The sequence below is a fragment of the Klenkia sp. PcliD-1-E genome, from assembly GCF_024124375.1.
GTDB lineage: Bacteria > Actinomycetota > Actinomycetes > Mycobacteriales > Geodermatophilaceae > Klenkia.
This window is the reverse complement of record NZ_JAMXRZ010000082.1, coordinates 1-19,585: the sequence shown is the minus strand read 5'-3', so window position 1 is coordinate 19,585 and position 19,585 is coordinate 1. Positions and strand designations below refer to the sequence as shown.

The 19,585-nt window shown below is 72.5% G+C and carries 15 protein-coding genes; 12 read left to right on the top strand and 3 right to left on the bottom strand.

The genetic code is table 11. The features are described 5' to 3' along the window. A partial coding sequence (locus NH342_RS15790; protein ID WP_253016037.1) for a hypothetical protein occupies positions 1-315 on the bottom strand: 315 nt, incomplete at its 3' end. Between NH342_RS15790 and NH342_RS15785 the strand changes: the two genes are divergently transcribed. From NH342_RS15785 to NH342_RS15745, 9 genes are all read left to right on the top strand, one after another. After that, positions 293-1,273, top strand: a complete 981-nt coding sequence (locus NH342_RS15785; RefSeq protein ID WP_253016035.1) for a discoidin domain-containing protein — start codon at positions 293-295, stop codon at positions 1,271-1,273. The genes NH342_RS15790 and NH342_RS15785 overlap by 23 nt on opposite strands. Positions 1,274-1,526: 253 nt before the next feature. Continuing rightward, positions 1,527-2,027: a serine O-acetyltransferase gene (locus NH342_RS15780; RefSeq protein ID WP_253016033.1), complete on the top strand. Its 501-nt coding sequence runs from the start codon at positions 1,527-1,529 to the stop codon at positions 2,025-2,027. Continuing rightward, positions 2,024-2,746, top strand: coding sequence for a WecB/TagA/CpsF family glycosyltransferase (locus NH342_RS15775; RefSeq protein WP_253016031.1), 723 nt, complete (start codon positions 2,024-2,026; stop codon positions 2,744-2,746). The genes NH342_RS15780 and NH342_RS15775 overlap by 4 nt, the downstream gene beginning before the upstream one ends. After that, the gene (locus NH342_RS15770; RefSeq protein WP_253016029.1) at positions 2,740-3,855 is read left to right on the top strand and encodes a glycosyltransferase; all 1,116 of its coding nucleotides are present in this window, start codon (positions 2,740-2,742) and stop codon (positions 3,853-3,855) included. Before NH342_RS15775 ends, NH342_RS15770 begins: the two co-directional genes overlap by 7 nt. Before the next feature lie 184 nt (positions 3,856-4,039). After that, a complete protein-coding gene (locus NH342_RS15765; RefSeq protein WP_253016027.1) occupies positions 4,040-5,119 on the top strand; it encodes a hypothetical protein in 1,080 nt (359 codons plus the stop codon). Positions 5,120-5,255: 136 nt separating this feature from the next. Beyond that, positions 5,256-6,938, top strand: a complete 1,683-nt coding sequence (locus tag NH342_RS15760) for a polysaccharide biosynthesis tyrosine autokinase (RefSeq protein WP_308200679.1) — start codon at positions 5,256-5,258, stop codon at positions 6,936-6,938. A 617-nt stretch (positions 6,939-7,555) separates the two neighbouring features. Further along, a complete protein-coding gene (locus NH342_RS15755) occupies positions 7,556-8,653 on the top strand; it encodes a right-handed parallel beta-helix repeat-containing protein (RefSeq protein WP_253016023.1) in 1,098 nt (365 codons plus the stop codon). 53 nt (positions 8,654-8,706) lie between these two features. After that, positions 8,707-9,873 carry a hypothetical protein gene (locus tag NH342_RS15750; RefSeq protein WP_253016021.1) on the top strand — a complete coding sequence of 389 codons (1,167 nt, stop codon included), beginning with the start codon at positions 8,707-8,709 and terminating at the stop codon, positions 9,871-9,873. 20 nt (positions 9,874-9,893) lie between these two features. Further along, positions 9,894-10,406: a hypothetical protein gene (locus NH342_RS15745; RefSeq protein ID WP_253016019.1), complete on the top strand. Its 513-nt coding sequence runs from the start codon at positions 9,894-9,896 to the stop codon at positions 10,404-10,406. Here NH342_RS15745 and NH342_RS15740 read toward each other — a convergent pair. Together NH342_RS15740 and NH342_RS15735 are read right to left on the bottom strand one after the other, a co-directional pair. After that, positions 10,392-13,217 carry an acetoacetate--CoA ligase gene (locus NH342_RS15740; protein WP_253016017.1) on the bottom strand — a complete coding sequence of 942 codons (2,826 nt, stop codon included), beginning with the start codon at positions 13,215-13,217 and terminating at the stop codon, positions 10,392-10,394. The two genes, NH342_RS15745 and NH342_RS15740, sit on opposite strands and share 15 nt — an antisense overlap. A 4-nt stretch (positions 13,218-13,221) precedes the next feature. Continuing rightward, positions 13,222-13,713 (bottom strand): 4'-phosphopantetheinyl transferase superfamily protein, encoded by a 492-nt coding sequence (locus NH342_RS15735; RefSeq protein WP_253016015.1) that lies wholly within the window; start codon positions 13,711-13,713, stop codon positions 13,222-13,224. Positions 13,714-14,128: 415 nt separating this feature from the next. Here NH342_RS15735 and mfd point away from each other — a divergent pair, with 415 nt between their 5' ends. Genes mfd through NH342_RS15720 form a run of 3 tightly spaced genes read left to right on the top strand, consistent with a single transcriptional unit; the run spans position 14,129 to position 19,473 of the window. Continuing rightward, the gene (gene mfd / locus NH342_RS15730) at positions 14,129-17,686 is read left to right on the top strand and encodes a transcription-repair coupling factor (protein ID WP_253016013.1); all 3,558 of its coding nucleotides are present in this window, start codon (positions 14,129-14,131) and stop codon (positions 17,684-17,686) included. Further along, positions 17,683-18,483, top strand: a complete 801-nt coding sequence (locus NH342_RS15725) for a hypothetical protein (protein ID WP_253016011.1) — start codon at positions 17,683-17,685, stop codon at positions 18,481-18,483. Before mfd ends, NH342_RS15725 begins: the two co-directional genes overlap by 4 nt. A 36-nt stretch (positions 18,484-18,519) precedes the next feature. Continuing rightward, positions 18,520-19,473 (top strand): SurA N-terminal domain-containing protein, encoded by a 954-nt coding sequence (locus NH342_RS15720; protein ID WP_253016009.1) that lies wholly within the window; start codon positions 18,520-18,522, stop codon positions 19,471-19,473. Positions 19,474-19,585: the final 112 nt, after the last annotated feature.

The window sequence follows — 19,585 nt, the reverse complement described above, 5'->3', positions numbered from 1 at the left end:
GGCGCCGACCACGACGACGGCGCCGACCACGACGACGGCGCCGACCACGACGACGGCGCCGACCACGACGACGGCGCCGACCACGACGACGGCGCCGACCACGACGACGGCGCCGACCACGACGACGGCGCCGACCACGACGACGCCGCCGACCACGACGACGCCGCCGACCACGACGACGCCGCCGACCACGACGCCGCCGACCGTGACGACGGCGCCGACCACGACGACGGCGCCGACCACGACGACGGCGCCGACCACGACGACGCCGCCGACCACGACGCCGCCGACCGTGACGACGAACCTGGCCTCCACAGCAACCGTCACCGCGTCGTCCCAGTCCACCGGCACGGGTCAGACGGCCGACAAGGCCGTGGACGGCGTCATCTCCGGGTACCCAGCTCAGACGACCGCGGAGTGGGCATCTTCGGGCCAGGCGGCCGGCGCCTGGTTGCAACTGACCTGGGCGACCAGCCAGCAGCTGGACCGGGTGGTCCTGTACGACCGCCCCAACGTCTACGACCAGATCACGAGCGCGACGCTCACGTTCTCCGACGGCTCGGTGGTCAGTGTGCCGTCGCTGGACAACAGCGGAGCGGCGACGACGGTCACCTTCCCCGCTCGCTCCACGACGTCCCTGCGGCTCACAGTGCTGACCGCCGGTCAGTACACGAGCAACGTGGGTCTCGCAGAGATCCAGGTCCTCGGCGCAGCCTCGACCGGCGGCACCAGCCCGGCTCCGACGACCTCGGTGGCTCCGACGACCTCGGTGGCTCCGACGACCTCGGTGGCTCCGACGACCTCGGTGGCTCCGACCACCTCGGCGTCCTCGACCAGTTCGGCCGCGGTCAACCTCGCGCCGGCAGCATCCGCTACCGCGTCGTCGCAGAGCACCTCGACGGGCCAGACAGCAGCCAAGGCGACGGACGGGGTCATTGCGGGGGCGCCGGCACAGCCGACCGCCGAGTGGGTGTCGGCCAATCAACGGACCGGGGCCTGGCTCCAGCTGTCGTGGACGTCCGCGGTACGGCTCAGCAGCGTCGTCCTGTTCGACCGACCCAACCTCCTCAACCAGATCACGGGCGGAACGCTGACGTTCTCGGACGGCTCGTCGATCGCGGTGTCTTCGCTCGCCAACAACGGCACTGCGGTCACGCTCGCCTTCACGGCGCGCACGGTCTCCTGGGTACGGTTGACGGTCACCAAGGTGAGCTTGACGACCACGGCCGTCGGCTTGGCGGAGATGCAGGTCTGGGGCACCAGGCCAGCCTGATCGTCGGCGCGGTGTCCCTGCCTCCTTCGGGTGGTGGGGTGCAGCCAGCTGACCAAGTCGTGCCGGTGCCGGACCTAGGGTCGACGCGGCGGCCACAAGGCCCGGCCGGGTCGGCTCACCCCGGCTTCCTCCGATCGAAGGGTGCCGGTACTCGATGACGCTCCCCAGACCGACGTCCCGTCCTCTCGAGCCACGTCCCTACACCTCCGAGGCGCAGACCCACCCTGCTGGTGCCCGAGAACTCCTTCGGTGGATGGCCGAGGACATCGAGGTCAACCGACACCGAGGAGGGGGCTCCCTCGGCGTGGCAGCGGTGGTCATCTTCAGGCTGAACCAGTTCGGCATACGCGGGCGTGGCCTGCTGTCCGCGGTCCTCTCCGTGTTGAGTCTGCCCCTCGTGGCTTTCGCCCGTCTCCTGCTGAGCTGCGAGCTACCGGGTTCGGTCGCCTGTGGGCGCCGGCTCGTGCTCGGTCACGGAGGACGAGGGGTCATCGTGGTGAGGGATGCCGTGCTCGGCGACGACGTCGTCATGGCCCCGTTCACCGGCCTCGGCGTCGCCTACCCCGCGCCCGGCGCCCCGGTGGTCGGGAGCCGTGTCTACCTCGGCGCGTTCGCATCCGTCCTGGGGGACGTGCACGTCGGTGACGGTGCCTTCCTCGGTGCCAAGTCCCTCGTCACCCGCGACGTGCCCGAGGGCACTCTGGTGGTGGGCGTGCCGGCCAAGGTCGTCGGACCCGCCCCGGTGCAGCCATGACCCCCGAGGGTGAGGACCGGGACACCTGCGTCCTCGGCATGAGCGCGGTGCTCGTGGACGTTCTCCAGAACGGGCGCAGCGCGGTCGGCACGTGGTTGAACCACTACAGCGCGATGCAGTGCCTCGACGGGGCCGTCCCGTTGGAGGACTTCGACGTCGTGGGGATCGACGGCATCCTGCTGGCGGCACTCGTAGGCTCCGACGAGCCCCGAACGAGCGCCGATCTCGTCCTCCCCGAGGTCTTCGAACGCTGCACGCACCTCCGTGTTGCCCTGATCGGCTCGACCCCCTCGACGTTGGCGGCCGTCCGGGCCAAGCTCGAGTCCATCACGGACCACCGGGTCGTCCTGGCCGTGGACGGCTACGCGGGTCTCCCCCCGGAGCCCGAGCTCCGCAGGGCTCTCGCCGAATCATCGCCGGACCTCGTCGTGGTCGGGCTCGGCGCACCGAGGCAGGACCACCTCGCCCTCCGCCTGAGGGCACCGCGCAGACTCGTCGTCACCTGCGGCGGCTGGTTGGACCAGTACCCCCAGGACGACTACTACCCTTCGTGGGCCTACCCGCTCCGTCTGAACTGGCTGGTCCGGTTGTGCAGAGAACCTGGTCGGCTGTGGCGTAGATACACGATCGACGCGGTTGCCGCTGTTCGCCGGAGGAAGGCGCTGAGGGCCTTCACTACCCGGTCACGCACCGCCGGCACGATCGGGTCCTCATGCTGATCAGTGTTCAACCGCACCTGCGTTACGGCGGGGCGGAGCGGCAGACCGTGCTCCTGTCCAACATCGTGGCCCGTCGGCGGGGAAGGGCGGCCGTGGTCCTCCACGAACGGGTGGGCGGGTTGCTGGACGCGCTCGACCCGGCGGTGCGCGTCGACAGCCTGGGTCTGGACGACCACCTGCGGACCCCGGTCGTTGCCCGCCGACTGCGCCGTGTCCTCGACGAGCAATACCGATCAGGCGAGAAGTCCCTGGTCGGTCTGCATCTGTGGTCGAGCATCCTCGCCGGCGCGCTGGCCGACCGGCCGGACGACGACGGGTTCACGTTCGTCTACTACGAAGACCTCGACCCGGCTGAGCACGCTCGCTTCATCCGCCTCGGCAAGGTCAAGCAGCGGCTCGTGCGACAGGTCTTCCGCCGTCGCGACGTCGTCGTCGCCAACACCGAGCGGGTCGCCGACGCGATGGTGGCGGCCTACGGGCTCCAGACCAGGCCGCGGGTGATCAGTCCGGCCGTCGACCTCGCGTCCTTGCGGGCCGCGGCAGTGCAACCGCGGGCCGTGGCCCAGCGCTCGCGGCCCCTCTCCGTCGCCACGGTGGGTTCTCTGGTGCCGCTGAAAGGCCTGGACGTGGTCTACCAAGGTCTTGTGGAATCCGGATTGGAGTGCGAGTGGCATGTCATCGGGGAGGGCCCCTTGCGGGGGTGGCTCGACGGCCTGCCCGCTGACGGCCGCGTGGTGGTGCGGACCTACGGGGGCCACCCGAGGCCCTACGACGTCGTCCGGGACGTCGACCTGCTCGTGCACGGTGCGCATTCGGAAGCGCTCGGTCTGGTCCTGCTGGAGGCGATGGGGGTCGGTGTGCCAGTGGTGTCCAGTGCTGCGTCAGGGCCGTCGGAGATGGTCCGGCTGATGGGCGACCGACCGGATTTCCTCAGTCTCTACCCGACCGGGGATCCTGCCTCTCTCGCCCGGCTCCTCCGGGACCGGGTGGCGACGCTCGAGTCGCGTCCCGATCTCGACGACATGCAGGGCTACATCCGCCGGTACTCGATCGAGACCACTGCCGACGCCTGGGCCGAGCTCGGATCCGATCATGGCTGCACCTTCTGAGGCAGCGGACGAGATGCAGTCGGCCCCGCCGGGCCCTCGTCTGCCCTGGCGGCGACTGACCTCGTTCGTGGGGCTCCCCCTCATATCGCTGCTCGGGTCGTTGTCCGTCCTCCCTGTGGTCGGATCGGTCGGCGGCGCCCCGGGACTGGCAGCCGTCGCCCTCGGCACCACCATCGGTGGAGGCGTGGCGACGCTGCTGCAGTGGGGATGGGGCTTCGTCGGTCCAACGCTGGCCGTCGGGCTCGACGCCGGCGGGCGCGCCCGCCTGCTGTGGACCAGCATGCTGTCCCGGGCGCTGGTGGGGGCCGTGCTCCTCCCCGCGGGCGCAGCGCTCGCGGCCTCGACCGGGCCGCCGGGCTACCGCCTCCTCACCGCCCTGACGGCGGTCGCCATCGGCATGCTCGGGATGAGCGCCTACTGGTTCTTCGTCGGCACCGGTCGTCCGGGTCAGGCTGCGCGTTACGAGACCCTGCCCCGGCTCGCGGTGCAGCTGCTGTCCGCGGGCGCAGTCCTGGCCACCGGCCAACTCCTGTGGTATCCCGCCGTCTTCCTCGTCGGGCAGATCCTGACGATCGGCTACCTGACGAACCGGCTCGCTGCCGTCGGTTGGCGTCGTGGACAGTGGGCGGCAGCCCTCGACGCCCTTCGGGACCAGCGGGCCTCCGCGGCGACGGACCTCGTGGTGGCCACGGCTGCGACTGCCCCGATCAGCGTCCTCGCGGCAGTGGCTCCCGGCTCGCTCGCCGTCTTCGCGGCGTGCGACCGCGTCCAGAAGCTGGCCCAGTCCGGCATCCAGCCTCTCTACAACGCGTTCCAGGGGTGGGTGTCCGAGGACGGCCTGGGCGGGGGACGGCGCCGCATGCAGCTCGCCGTGGGCACGACGTCCGTCGCGGGGTTGGTCGCCGGTCTCGTCGTGGCCGTGGGCTTGCCGGTGGTCGACTCGGCCCTGTTCGGCGGCGCCGTGCAGGTCGGGTTCCAGGTGAGCGTCCTCTTCGGCGCCGCCTTCGCCGTCTGGGCCCTGGTCTCCGCCATCACGTTCGACGTCCTCGCCCCGTCCCGCCGGTCCGGGGTGATCCTCGTGAGCACGCTCGTCGGCGCTGGCCTGGCACTCGCCGGGATGTCGGTGCTGCCGCGCACGTACGGTGCAGCTGGGGGTGGGTTCGCTGTCCTGGCGGGCCAGGTGGGTTCTCTCGTCGTGCAGTGCGCGGCACTCGGCAGGGGTCTGCACCCACGTCGCAGGCAGCACGCGTCGCCCACGGCGTGACGGCTCGTCACTCGAAGGAGTCGGTGATGCCGTCGCCAGGCGAACGGGATCGCCCGATCGTGTCAGGCTGGGAACGGTCGCCGCCAGCGAGGAGGGCGCCCACCGGTGAGGCCGGTTGACGAGGACGGGGAAGTCAGTGGAACCGAGAGCTGTGTGGTCCGCGCTGAAGCGCGGATGGGTGATCATCGTCCTCGCGGCTGTTCTCGGGAACTCGGCCGCCGCGGGCATCACGTACCTGTTGGGGCCTTCCTACTCCAGCACTCTGCAGTTCTTCGTGAAGACCACAGGGTCGGCGACCACCAGCGACGCCTTCCAGGGTGCGCAGTACGCGGAGCAGCGCGTGGCCTCGTACACCGAGCTGCTGACCGGGGCCGAACTCGCCCAGCGAGTCGTCGACGAGGTGGACGTCGCGATCACCCCTGAGCGCGTCCAGTCCGACATCGACGCGACCACCGTCACCGGGACGGTCCTCATCGACGTCACCATCACCGACGGATCCGCAGACGTCGTCGCCCAGATCGCCGCAGCAGTTGCCGACCAGTTCCCCCAGCAGATCGCGGAGCTGGAGACCACCGAGGACGACCCCGCCACCGTCATGGTGTCGACCACGGATGACCCGAGCCCGCCCGTGGCCGCCGACGTACTGCTCCGCAACACCGGGTTCGGCCTGGTCATGGGTCTGCTGATCGGCGTCGTCATCGCTGTCACCCGGGCTCTGCTCGACCGTTCGGTGCGCGACAAGGACCAGGTGGAAGCCCTCGTCGGTGCGCCGGTGACGGGCACCGTCTTCCGCGACGGCGGCCTCGAGCGCGACAGGGGCCGAGGTCGGCCCACGTCGTCCCGGACGACCGAGTCCTACCGCCAGCTCGCGGCGAGCCTGCAGTACCTGGACGTCGACAACCCGCCCAAGGTCATGCTCGTGGTCAGTTCTGTGCCGGCCGAGGGCAAGACCACGACCGTCGTCGAGCTCGCGAGGGCGTTGGCCGAGAGCGGGGCCAGGGTGGTCGTGGTCGAGGCCGACCTGCGTCGTCCGCGCGTCGTCGAGCACCTCGACCTGGTGGGCGGCCCGGGGCTGACGAACGTCCTGGCCGGCAAGGTCGGCATCGCGGACGTCACCCAGGTCGCCGAGCCCGGGATGGACGTCATCGGTTCGGGCCCGACACCGCCGCACCCGGGGCGACTGCTGGGGTCCGAGCAGATGGTCGCGTTCCTCGCCCACCTGCGGGACCACTACGACTTCGTCCTGGTGGATGCTGCGCCCCTGTTGCCCGTGGCGGACAGCCGACGCCTCGCTGCCCTGGTCGACGGGGTCCTGCTGACCGTCCGGTTCGGGCGGACCACGGCGGACCAGCTCACCGAGGCGTCGACCGCCCTGTCGTCGGTCGGTGCGCGGATCCTCGGCGTCGTCCTCACCATGGTCCCGCCCAACAGCGACCTCGCGCAGGCGCTCGCGTACGGGGAGGACTACGGGTACGACGGGGCGCCCGTGGTCGACCCGGCCACGGAAGGGGACGACGACCTGGAGGGCGGCGGGCGGGCGATGCCGGGGGACCGGCCCACTGCCGCGGACGCCGACGGTTGGGGTGCTCCGGTCGGCGGTGTGCCGGTGGACAAGGGCGACCAGCAAGTCGGCGCGCCGGTGCCCCCACGACCGTCATTGCGGGGTCCCGACAGCGGCCGAACCGGCGCGGCGACCGGCTGGCCAACCGACAGCTCGTCCGCACGGGACGCCGGTTCCGGTCGCCGCACTGCTGTGGCGGACGCTCAACGGAGCGGGCTCCGAGGTGCCGGCGGTCAGCAGCCTGATCGGCGTCGATGACGCGCCGGGTCTGGACCGAGCACCCACGTCCCGGGTGACCCGGTGTGCGCGGCAGCCCATCCCCGACGTCGCCGTAGGACAATCTGCAGGCGAGCCCCGCCCCGGTCGGCGAGCCGACCGGCCCCTGCAGTTGCCGACCAACCCGGATCCACAACGAGAGGCACGACGTGGCACACCCCCCGACGGACGACCCTGCACCGGGCGCGACCGCCGGCCCCGAGGAGGGCCGGCCGTCCCCGCGGTTGGGTCGTCGAGGGTTCGTCGTGGGAGCTGTCGCGGGCGGGTCCCTCGTGGCGGCGGCCGTCGCCGGACGCGCGAGCGTCCGGGGACCGGAGGGCTCGCCGGCTGACCTCGCCTCGACGTCGGTGGTGCTCAGCGGGAGCGGCATCGATCCGACGGGTGCGTCGGACAGCACCCGTGGCCTCCAGGGCGCCGTCGACGACGCGGGCGACGGGGCCTCGCTCTGGCTCCCCGCGGGGTTGTACCTCGTCGACGGGATCCGCCTGCGCACGGGCCAGTCCCTCCGGGGCCCGTCGGCGAGGAACTACTCCGGCCGCGCGGAGACCGGTGCCCGGTTGAGGGCCCGGTCCAGGGACGTGACCGATCCCGTCCTCACCGTGGGCCAGTTCGGCCACGTCGAGGACATCGCGGTCCAGGGTGAGGGTCGCAGTGGGCCCGCTGTCGCCGCGGAGGGGGGCGGTCCCTCGTTGACCCGGGTGACGATGGTCGACGGGTCCGTCGGCTACGACGCCCGGTACGTCAGCGGAGCCGTCCTGACCGAATGCCAGGTGCACGAGAACGGCACGGGGCTGAAGGACCTGGTGGACTCGATGGTCGCCTTCTGCACGATCAACGCGAACGGCGACGACGGCATCAGCCTGGGCCCCGGGGCGAACGACAACACCTTCGTCGGCAACAAGGTGGAATGGAACGACGGCCACGGGATCAGCGCTCTGCAGGCGGTGCACAACCTCGTCAGCGGTGGCATCCTCGACCGCAACGGCCTGGCCGGGGTCCGGCTGCAGGAGTGTGGGCACACGGCGTTGTCCGGTCTGGTCCTCAGGCGCAACGGCAGGCTTGCGGAGGGCGATCCGACAGAGGACGTGCACGTCCACCAGCTCGACTGCGAGGCCGTCGTGGTCACGGGGATCGTCACGCACGACGGTGCCGACGACGACGCATCGGGGTACCGGTCACCGTCCGTCGCCCTCCGGCACGACGGTGGTGTCGACATCGCCTACACCTGCAACGACCTGACGGGTCGGACATCCGCGGTGGCCGTCGACGTGGTGGCTGCAGGCACCCGGCTGACCAGCATGCTCAACCTCGGGGTGCCGGCACTGCAGGAGGTGTCGGGGACCGCGGGTCGCGGAGTCCGGCAGGACGTAGCGGTGCCCGCGGGGTCGACGGGCACCGCGTCCCTCCAACTGGGGGCCGTGGCCGACGGGACGCTCGGCGATGTGCTCGTCCTGCGCGCGGTGGCTCAGGTGGGCGTCACACGGGACCGCTCGGTGGGGGAAAGCACCATCGTGGTGTCCCGCCAGGGAGAGCTGGACGTCGCACTCGGTCCGGTGGTCGACGTCATGGGCGGGGCGTTCGGGGCGGCGGGGCCGCTGGAGCTGTCGGCCGTACTCGGTCAGGACGGCGGTGCGTTGCAGGTCCTGCTCCAGAACCGTGGGGCTGTCGATGCCCGCGTCGGGGTCGAGCTGCGATGAGACCGGCCCTGCGACCTGCCGACGGCAGTCCGGGCGCGCCCGGGGGTAAGGCCGTGCGACCGCCTGTCCTGCAGGAGTGGCTCGTGCTGGGGTCGCTGGCGGTGCTGGCCGTGGTGGGTCTGCTCTCGCCCGGTCGATTCAACGCGGCGCCGGCGGAGTTGCTGCTCGAAGTCGCCTTCTTCCTCGCGAGTCTGTCCCTGGTGCGGCGGATGACGCCGGCGGGACAGGTCATGCTCGTGCTGGCCGGGGGGTACGTCCTGCTGAAGGTGCTCCTCCTGCTGTTCTTCGGCGACGCCGGGCTCCTGGACTTCCTGCTGGCCTACAAGTCCTTCGTCTACGTGGCGCTCCTCGGTGCATGGGTCGGCGCCGACGTGTTCGACCGCCGCAGGTTGGCCCGGTTCACCACCTTCCTGGTGGTCGTCTTCCTCCTCAAGTACGGCTACTCCGTGGCGCTCGGTCTGGCGGACCGGCCGGGGGTCTACCTCGAGAACAACTTCGAGTTGATCCTCCTCATGGGGGTGTTCCTGCTCGCCCACCCCCACCTCGGGAGGGAACGTCCCTGGGTCTTCGCCGGTCTTGCCGTCACGGTGCTGCTGTCCGGTTCGCGCAGCGCCGCCCTCGGGCTGATGGTCGTCTACCTGTTCATCTACCTGCGCACGAGCACACGGACCTGGCCGCTCCAGGTGATCGGGACGGGTGTCGTCGGCTACGCCGTCCTGCTGGTGTTCAGCGCCCGGGCGCAGTCCGACGGAGGGGCGCGACTGGACCGGCTGAACTTCCTGGACACCTTCCTCTACGAGGTGCGGGACTGGCCGCTGTGGGAATGGTTGACCGGCTCCTTCCCCCTCACCCCGCTCTCGCCGGGCTCGTGCGGCAGTCTGGCGTTCTACGCGCCGTTGTTCAGCAAGACCGATCCGGGTGTCTGCTACTCGGTGATCCTCCACTCCTACTTCCTGCGCGCGGTCTTCGACCACGGGCTCCTCGGTATCGCTCTGCTGCTCGTCCTGCTCTGGGTGGGCCTGCGCCGCAGCGGTGCGGATCGGCGACCGGCGCTGGCCCTGCTGGCCCTCATCTCCGTCAGCGGGTTGTCGGTCTCGGCGTTCAACAACGTCTTCTCGGCGATCACCGTGGCCATCTGCTTGGCGATGGTCCGGACCGGCACCCAGCCCGCGGTCGGTCAGGGCGGGAGAGGAGAACCGGCATGGCGCAGTCGCGAGTGAGGGCCACCCACCCCCGGACAGTGCCCGAGTTGTTGGTGTGGCTCGTCGAGGACGTCCGGGTCAACAGGGCCCGCGGAGGGGGGCTGAGCGTCGTGGCCGTGCTGACCTTCCGCCTCCACCAGTTCGGCTGCCGCGCCGCGGGACCGGCAGCCCGGTTGATGAAGGTGGCGGCGCTGCCTGGCGTCCTGGTGGCCAGGTTGCTGCTCGGGTGCGAGATCCCGGGCTCGATCGCCTGCGGGCGACGGTTGGTGCTCGCCCACGGTGGCCGCGGGGTCGTCGTGGTCGAGGGGGTGGAGATCGGTGACGACGTCGTGATGGCGCCCTTCGCCGCGATCGGCACCGCCTACCCCGCTCCGGGCGTGCCGACGATCGAGGACGGGGTCTACCTCGGTACGCATGCCACCGTCCTCGGACAGGTGACCATCGGTGCGGGCGCCTTCCTCGGTGCCCGCGCCCTCGTGCTGTCGGACGTGCCCCCCGGCGGCTTCGCGGCCGGGGTGCCTGCCGAGATCCGGACGTCAGCCGCCGGTTGAGCGCCGCGGCGCGGCTCGCGGCGCAACGGTCCGCCAGTCCTCCGCCGTGGTGACGGCATCCCGGCCTCCGGTCGTGCCGACCACGAGGACCGGGCCGTCGAACGGCCGGATGGCGAGGCGCCCCCAGGCCCGCTCCAGCTGCAGGTCCGCGTGCCGGTCCGTCGGCCGGGTCGCGGGGGCGTACCGGTCGACGAAGGCGTCCCACACCGACCCGAGGCGCCCCGGGGACGTCAGACGAGCTCGCCAACGCCGGGTGGCACGCACCAGCTCCACCAGCCCGTTGCCCGGCGGGGCGACGGCATCCACCAGGAGGACCGGCGCGGGGTCCTCACCGCCGGCCCGCAGGTGCCGGGCGATCTCGATCGCCAGCAGCCCGGCCCTCCCCCACCCGGTGAGGTGGTGGGGGCCGGTCGGTTGGATGTTCCGCACGGTCCTAGCCAGGTGGGCGGCGACCTCGGCCAACCAGTCGTCCGGCCGCGTCGGGTCGAGGTCGCTGAGATCGGGTACCAGGACGTACCGCGCGGCTTCCGCGTCGTCGACGGAGAGGTCCAGAACGGCGTGCTCCGCACCCGGGGAGCGCCGAACAGCACTGATGAGGAAGACCGGGGGCGTGGTGCCGCCTCGGAGGAGCGGGTCCGATGGGTCAGCTGTGTCCGCCGTCAGCTCCAGGAGCGTCCCCAGGGTCGGCCTGCGGTAGAACTCGACGGTGGACAACGGTTCGCCGATCAGGCTGCTGACCCGTTGCACCAGCGTCATCAGTCGACGGGAATCCCCACCCAGATCGAAGAAGTCGTCCCCGGGTCGGCACTCCGTCAGCCCGAGGACGTCGGCCCACACCTCCGTGACCGACCGATCGGTCGTGGTCGCGGGAGGCATGTCTGCGGGGTCGCCCTGTGGGATGCCCGCGGCACCGTTGTGCACCCGCACTGCTGAGCGGATGACCGCGAGACTGCCGGGATTGCGGAGGGCCGCCGTGTTGGCGACGTGATCGCCGTTGACGGCGTCGCGGGCGGCTCGTTCCGACGGCTTGCCGCTGTGGGTGGTGGGGAACTCCGGCACGGCGACGACCACCGCCGGGACGTGCGCGGCCGAGGCACGCCGACGAAGGGTGCGGCGGATCTCCCGGACCAGGTGCTCGTCGAGGTGCACGCCGGGGGCAGGGACCACGAGCAGGACCATCCGGGTCTGCCCCGGCCTCTGCGGATCGCGTTGCTCGATGGCCATGGCGTTCGCGATGCCGGGCACCTCGCGCAGCGCTGTGTAGACCTCGGCAGGGCCGATGCGGATCCCGGCCACGTTCATCACGCCGTCGGACCTGCCCAGCACCCGTGCGGACCCGTCCTCCCGGAGTTCCACCCTGTCGCCGTGGGTCCACACGCCGAGGTTCTCGGCGAAGTAGGCCGCATGGAACCGGGCACCGTCCGGGTCGCGGAGGAAGCCCACCGGTCGGGAAGGGAAAGGGCGGCGGCAGACCAGTTCCCCGACCTCGCCGAGAACCGGTCGTCCGTCGGAGTCGAGGACCGCGACGTCCAGACCCAGGCTGATGCTCTGGCAGCGCCCTGGATCCACGGGACGTCCGGGGTGGCCGAGCAGGAAGCACCCGATGATGTCCGTGCCCCCGGAGATGGACTGCAGGGGGACGGGACCGAGCTGCTCCGCAAGCCACTCGTACTGCCACGCGTGCAGCACGGCGCCGGTCGAGAGAACGGTGCGCACCCGGTGGAGGTCGTGGTGCTCCGCCGGTCGGTACCCGGCGTCCTGGCACAGTTGCAGGTAGGCCGGGCTGGTGCCGAACACGGTGACCTGCTGGCGCGAGACGATCGACCACAGATCATCGGGACCCAGGACGGGTGCGTCGTTGACCACGATGTGCGCCCCGACCGCGAGAGCCGACAGCTGCCAGTTCCACATCATCCATGCCGTCGTGGTGTGGAAGTACAGGGTGTCGCCGCTGTGCAGGTCCCCGTGCAACCGGTGCTCCTTGACGTGCTCCAGGAGCGTTCCCCCAGCGCCGTGCACGATCGCTTTGGGTGGCCCTGTGGTGCCGGAGGAGAACATCACGAAGAGCGGGTGATCGAAGGGGAAGTGCTCCCACACCGGGGTCGAGTCCGTCGCGACCGCGCCCACGAGGTCTGCGAGTCGGTGCACAGCGGCCGGCAGCCCGGCCGGCACCGGGCCGTCGTCGAGCAGGCACACCGCGCGCACCGTCGGCAGCCCCTCGACCAGGGACGCCGCGCCGGCCGCGTCCATGCCGCCGCGGTCGAGCAGCAGGACGGCGGGTGTCGTCTGCGCGAGGCGGTCCAGGAGGGCGGGGCTGCCCATGTCCGGTACGGCGGTGGACACCGTCGCGCCCAGCGCTGCCGCGGCCAGGGCCCCTACGATGATGTCCAGGCCGTTGGGGGCCACCGCGGACACGCGGTCGCCCGGCTGGACGCCGATCGAGCGCAGTGCCGACGCAGTGTCGACGACTGCCCGCCGCAGCTCCGCCCGGGTCATGTGCTGGTCCGGCCGATCGGCATGGACCGCTGTCACGGCCGGGGCCTCGTCGGGGACGTCCGGCAAGGTGCGCAACAGCGACTCGGCGTAGTTCAGCGAGACATGCGGGAAGAACCGAGCTGTCTCGACGTCCTCCCCGAGGAGCGCCGGCTGGTCCGACCCGCTCCGCGGCAGCCCGGACCAGGTCAGCAGAGCGCCCCAGAACTGGTCAGCGTTGTCGACCGAGAACGCGTGCAAGGCGTTGTGGTCACCGAGCAGTCGACCCGCCGTGGCCTCGCACAGTGCGTGGAACTCGACGAGCTGCGGTGAGCGCACCCCCTCAGGCGACATCGAGCTGTCCCGCCGTCCAGCTGCTCAGCGGGGTGGGGCTGATCGTGGCCTCGACGGGGAGAGGGACGGCGGAGGTCGCGAGGACGGCCTCAAACCCCTCGGGGACGGTGACCGGGAGGAGCGTCCAGGTCCCCACCCGGCGCGTGGCACGTCCGGGCGTCGTCGGCACATGCCGAGGCGAGGTGAGCAACCCGGTACCGACCGCCTTCAGCACGGCCTCCTTCTCGGCCCACGACCGCGCCGCGGCTTGCGGACGCAGAGGGGGCGGCACGGCCAGGAGGTCCGCGGACTCCGTCGGGGACAGCCATCCCTCCAGGACCGTGTTCCCGGTCCACGGGACCACCCGCTCGACGTCGACCCCGATCCGAGCGCCCACAGCGACGGCGACCAGACCGAGCCCGTCGCGACGGCTGCAGGAGACGTCGACGTCGGGGCTGCAGTCCAGGACGGGCCGGCCGAGGTGGTTGGTGGTCAGGGGCACGGCAGCCGGTGCGCAGTCGAGAACCTGCGCCAGAGCGTGCCGCACTGCCCCGCGCAGGACAGTGCGGTGCCGCCGCACGGTGGCTGTGCCTCGGTCGGCTCGGGTCCGTTCACCCACGTCCAGACAGGCGCGGATCTGGACGACGGCTGCTTCGGGGACGTCCAGCAGCACCTGGTGCACGGCGAGCCACGGCCGGCCGTCCGACGTCGGGGAGGGCACGGGAAGAGCTTGACACGGGGCCGGCCCCGAGGGGCGCGCGTCGAGACGGAGTCCCCCCGCCGAGGGAGCTTCTCCCGCAGTCGGCGGTGACGCGGCGCACGGAGGCGACGGCGGCCCTGGCCGACTAGCCTGGAGAAGGCCCCCCGCGTGCCCGCGCGACCTGCGCGGGCTGCGTGAGCGGTGCGGCCCGGACCCGATGGAGTACCCCCTCGTGAGCCTGCGCGGCGTGCTCGACGTCGTCCTGACCGACCCCGGCATGGCCCGGGTCGTCGCCCGGGCCGGCTCGGCCGACCTGGCCGTGACCGCTCCGCCCCCGGTGCAGCCGCTGGTGGCCGCCGCCCTGGCGGCTCCCTCGCCCGGTGCGTCGGTGCCGGTCCTGGTGGTGACGGCGGGGGAGCGGGACGCCGACGCCACCGCCGACCTGCTGCGCTGCTTCGTCCCGGACCGCCGGGTCGAGGTGTTCCCCGCGTGGGAGACGCTGCCGCACGAGCGGCTCAGCCCCCGCGCCGACACCGTCGGCCGCCGGTTGGCCGTGCTGCGCGACCTCACCCACCCGGAGGCGGCCACCGGGGCGATCGACGTCCTCGTCGCGCCGGTCCGCAGCCTGCTGCAGCCGCTGGCCCCCGGGCTGGGCGACCTGGTCCCCGTCGAGCTGCGGGCCGGCGACGAGGCCGAGCTGGACGCCGTCGCCCAGCGGCTGGTCGACGCCGCCTACACCCGCGTCGAGCTGGTGGAGAAGCGCGGTGAGTTCGCCGTCCGCGGTGGCCTGCTCGACGTCTTCCCGCCCACCGAGCCGCACCCGGTGCGGGTGGAGTTCTGGGGCGACGAGGTCGACGAGCTGCGGTACTTCGCAGCCGCCGACCAGCGGTCGCTGGACGAGCGCCCCGAGCGGCTGTGGGCCCCGCCCTGCCGTGAGCTGCTGCTCACCCCGGAGGTGCGCGAGCGGGCCCGGGCGCTGGCCGTGGAGCACCCCGAGCTGGCCGAGGTCGCCGACTCCCTGGCCGAGGGCATCGCGGTCGAGGGCATGGAGGCGCTGATCCCCGCGCTGATCGGGTCCGCGCACATGGAGCTGCTCACCGACCTGGTCCCGCGGGGTACCCACGTGCTGGTCTGCGACCCCGAGCGGGTGCGCAGCCGCGCCGCGGACCTCGTCCGCACCGCCGAGGAGTTCCTCGCCGCCTCCTGGCAGACCGCTGCCGAGGCCGGCCAGGCGCCGGTCGACCTGGGCGCGTCCTCCTTCCGCGACCTCGCCGACGTCGCCGACGACGCCCGCGGCCGCGGCCTGCCCTGGTGGACCACCGGCGCCTTCACCCTCGCCGTGGAGGACGACGACGAGCACGTCACCCTGGAGGCGACCGGCGTCGACCGCTTCCACGGCGACGCCGACGCCGCCACCGCCCGGCTGCGGGAGTGGTCCCGGGAGGGCTGGCGGGTCGTGCTGACCTTCGCCGGGCCGGGCCCCGCGCAGCGCGCCGCGGACCAGCTGACCGAGGCCGACCTCGGCGTCCGGCTGGTGCCCGACGTCGCCGCCCCGCAGGACGAGGGGCTGACCTACGTCACCCAGGGCAACCTGGAGAGCGGGTTCGCCCTGCCCGGGGTGAAGCTCGCCCTGGTCACCGAGCACGACCTGACCGGCCAGCGCGGCACCTCCATGCGCGACGCGCAGAAGATGCCCGCCCGCCGCCGCAACGCCGTCGACCTGGTGCAGCTGCAGCCCGGCGACCTGGTGGTGCACGAGCAGCACGGCATCGGCCGCTACGTCGAGATGGTCAGCCGCACCGTGCACGGCGGGCAGCGCGACTACTTGATCGTGGAGTACGCGCCGGGCAAGCGGAACCAGCCGCCGGACCGGCTGTTCGTGCCCACCGACGCCCTGGACCAGCTCACCCGCTACGTCGGCGGCGAGGCGCCGGCGCTGTCCAAGCTGGGCGGCGCGGACTGGGCCAAGACCAAGGGCCAGGCCCGCAAGGCGGTCAAGCAGATCGCCGCCGAGCTGATCCGGCTGTACTCCGCCCGGATGGCCACGAAGGGCCACGCCTTCGGCCCGGACACCGTCTGGCAGCGCGAGCTCGAGGACGCCTTCCCGTTCCAGGAGACCCCCGACCAGCTGGCCGCGATCGACGAGGTCAAGGCCGACATGTCCCAGCCGGTCCCGATGGACCGGATCATCTGCGGCGACGTCGGCTACGGGAAGACCGAGATCGCCGTCCGGGCCGCGTTCAAGGCCGTGCAGGACGGCAAGCAGGTCGCCGTCCTGGTGCCGACGACGCTGCTGGCCAACCAGCACTACAAGACGTTCTCCGAGCGGTTCGCGCAGTTCCCGGTCACGGTCGCGGCGCTGTCGCGCTTCCAGTCCGCGGCCGAGTCGGCCGAGACGCTGCGCAAGCTCGCCGACGGCGAGGTCGACGTCCTGGTCGGGACGCACCGGCTGCTGCAGCCGACCACCCGGTTCAAGGACCTCGGCCTGGTCATCGTCGACGAGGAGCAGCGCTTCGGCGTCGAGCACAAGGAGTACCTGAAGACCATGCGGACGGCGGTCGACGTGCTGTCGATGTCGGCCACCCCGATCCCGCGCACCCTGGAGATGAGCCTGACCGGCATCCGCGAGATGTCGACGATCCTCACCCCGCCCGAGGAGCGGCACCCGGTGCTGACCTACGTCGGTGCCTGGGAGGACAAGCAGATGGCGGCGGCCATCCGCCGGGAGCTGCTGCGCGACGGCCAGGTCTTCGTCATCCACAACCGGGTGCAGTCGATCGACAAGGCCGCGGCCACCATCCGCCGGCTGGTGCCCGAGGCCCGGGTGGCGGTGGGCCACGGCCAGATGAAGGAGCACGAGCTCGAGCGGATCATGGTCGGCTTCTGGGAGAAGGAGTACGACGTCCTGGTCGCCACGACCATCGTCGAGTCCGGCCTGGACATCCCCAACGCCAACACCCTGATCGTCGACCGGGCCGACACCTTCGGTCTCTCGCAGCTGCACCAGATCCGCGGGCGCGTGGGCCGTGGCCGGGAGCGGGCCTACGCCTACTTCACCTACGACCCCACCCGGCCGCTGACCGAGACCTCGGTCGACCGGCTGACCACCATCGCGCACAACACCGACCTCGGCGCCGGCATGGCCGTGGCGATGAAGGACCTGGAGATCCGCGGGTCGGGCAACCTGCTCGGCGGCGAGCAGTCCGGCCACATCGCCGGGGTCGGCTTCGACCTCTACGTCCGGCTCGTGGGCGAGGCGGTCACCGACTACCGCGCGCAGATCAGCGGCGAGGAGGCCCCGGCCGAGCCGGTCGACGTCCGGGTCGACCTGCCGGTCGACGCGCACCTGCCGCACGACTACGTCCCGGGCGAGCGGCTGCGGATGGAGGCCTACCGCAAGGTGGCCTCGGTGCAGGACGACGACCAGGCGCAGGCCGTGCTCGACGAGCTCACCGACCGCTACGGCCCCGCGCCCGCGCCGGTGCTCAACCTGCTCGCCGTCGCGCGGTTCCGGGCCGCGATGCGGGGGCTGGGCGTCACCGAGGTGTCGATGGCCGGGCGCAACGTGCGCATCTCGCCGGTGGTGCTGCGGGAGTCCCAGCAGATGAAGCTCGCCCGGCTGGCCGACGGCGTGACCTACAAGTCGCAGGTCGACACCGTCTCCCTCAAGGTCCCCGTCGGCCCGGACCGCCGCACCCCGCTGCGCGACGTCGCGCTGCTGGAGAAGCTGCACGCACTGCTGACGTCGGTGCTGGAGCAACCGGTCGCCGCGTGATCCTGGCCGTCGGGGCGCTGGTCGGCGCCGTGCTCTGCTACGGCGTGGCCGGCGACCGCCTCAGCACGGGCGCGCAGGCCGCCGGGTCGCCGCTGCGCTCCCGCACGTGGTGGACGGGCACCGGGCTGCAGGCCGGTGCCTTCCTGCTGGCCCTCGTGGCCCGGCACGACCTGCCGCTGCTGGTCGTGCAGTCGGCCATCGTGGCCGCGCTCGCGGTGACGGCGGTGCTGCAGCAGGTGACCGGGGTGCGCCGGCTCGCCCGCGCCGAGGCGGCCGCCGTCCTCGGCACCGTGCTCGGCCTGGCCCTGCTCTCGGCGGCCACCGTGCCCGGGCCCGCCGTCGTCGAGGGCCCGGTGCTGGGCTGGCTGGCCGCCGGCCTGGCCCTCGCCGCCGCCGGGGTCCTGCTGCCGGCCAGCACCTGGGTGTCCGGTGCCCTGGCCGGCGTCGGTTTCTCGGTGGGCGCGGTCGGCGCGCGGGTGCTGGTCTCCGAGCTGCCTGGGCAGTGGTGGGCGTTCTGGGCCTTCCCCGGGACCGTCTGGCTGGCCGGCACGGTCACCGTCGGCGGCCTGCTGCTGGGCCAGCTGCACCTCACCCGCGGCCTGGCCGGTGCCCCCGCCGTCCCCGTGCTCGCCGTCATGTACGTCGTCAGCACCGTCGTCCCCGCCGCCGTCGGGCACTGGCTGCTCGACGAGCAGGTGCGGCCCGGGTGGGCGGTCGCGGCCGTCGTCGGCTGCGGGATCGCGCTCGGCGCCGCCGTCCAGCTGCTGCGCGGGGGCCGGGTCCCGGCGGCCGGCTGAGTCGCAGATCACCCCGGGCGTGAGAAGGTGCACCCCGTGCGCCGACGTCCGATCGTGTCCCTGCTGGTGCTCGGGCTGGCCGTGCTGGGCCTGGCCGGGTGCCGCACGTCGCCCGACGTCGCCGCCTACGTGGGCGATGCGCAGATCACCACCGGCCAGCTGCAGTCCGCGGTCGACGACCGGCTCGCCGACCCCGACGTGGCGTCCTACGCCGCCGGTCAGGACGCCGGTGCCTTCCCCCGGCAGGTGCTGAGCCTGCTCATCGGCGAGCGGGTCTACGACGCCGTCGAGCAGCGCTACGACGTCGACGTCACCGACGCCCAGATCAGCCGGCGGATCGGCGACCTGCTGGGCGGCGAGGACGAGCAGACGCTGTTCACCCAGCTCGCCCAGCAGCAGGGCCTGACCGAGGACGACGCCCGCGAGATCATCCGCGAGCTGCTGGTTCGCGAGCAGGTCGCGCAGGCGGAGGGTCTGGCCGACCTGTCCGACGCCGGGCTGCAGGCCGCCTACGAGGACGCGAAGCAGACCGGTCAGCAGTTCGAGCTGGGCTACATCACCGTCCCCGACCAGGCCACCGCCGACGCCGTCGCCGCCCAGCTGCGCGCCGACCCGGCCAGCTACACCGCGCTGGCGGCCCAGTACGCCGGCACCTACACCCTGGCCGCGCCGCAGCAGCGCACCCTGGACCAGCTGCCCCAGGTGCTGGCCCAGCCCGTGCAGCAGACCCTGCCCGAGGGCGTGTTCACCCTGCCGGTGGCCGAGACCGGGGGCGTCCTCGTCGGCCAGGTGACCTTCCCGCCGTTCGAGGACCTGGAGAGCAGCCTGACCGACCAGGCCCGGCAGGCCGCCTCCGACGCCGCTCAGCCCCTGGTCGACGCCCTGCGCGCGGACCTCGACGTGGTGGTCAACCCGCGCTACGGCTCGCTGGACGACGGCCAGGTCGTCGAGGGCGACGGCGGGGTCGTGCAGATCCTCTCCGGGGGCTGACCGGGAGACTGGGCCGGTGACCCCCCTGCTCGCCGTCAGCCCCCGCCTCCCCGGCCTGCTCGGGCCCGCTGCGTGGCGGGCCGTCGCCGGCGCGCCCGCCGTGCTCGCGCTG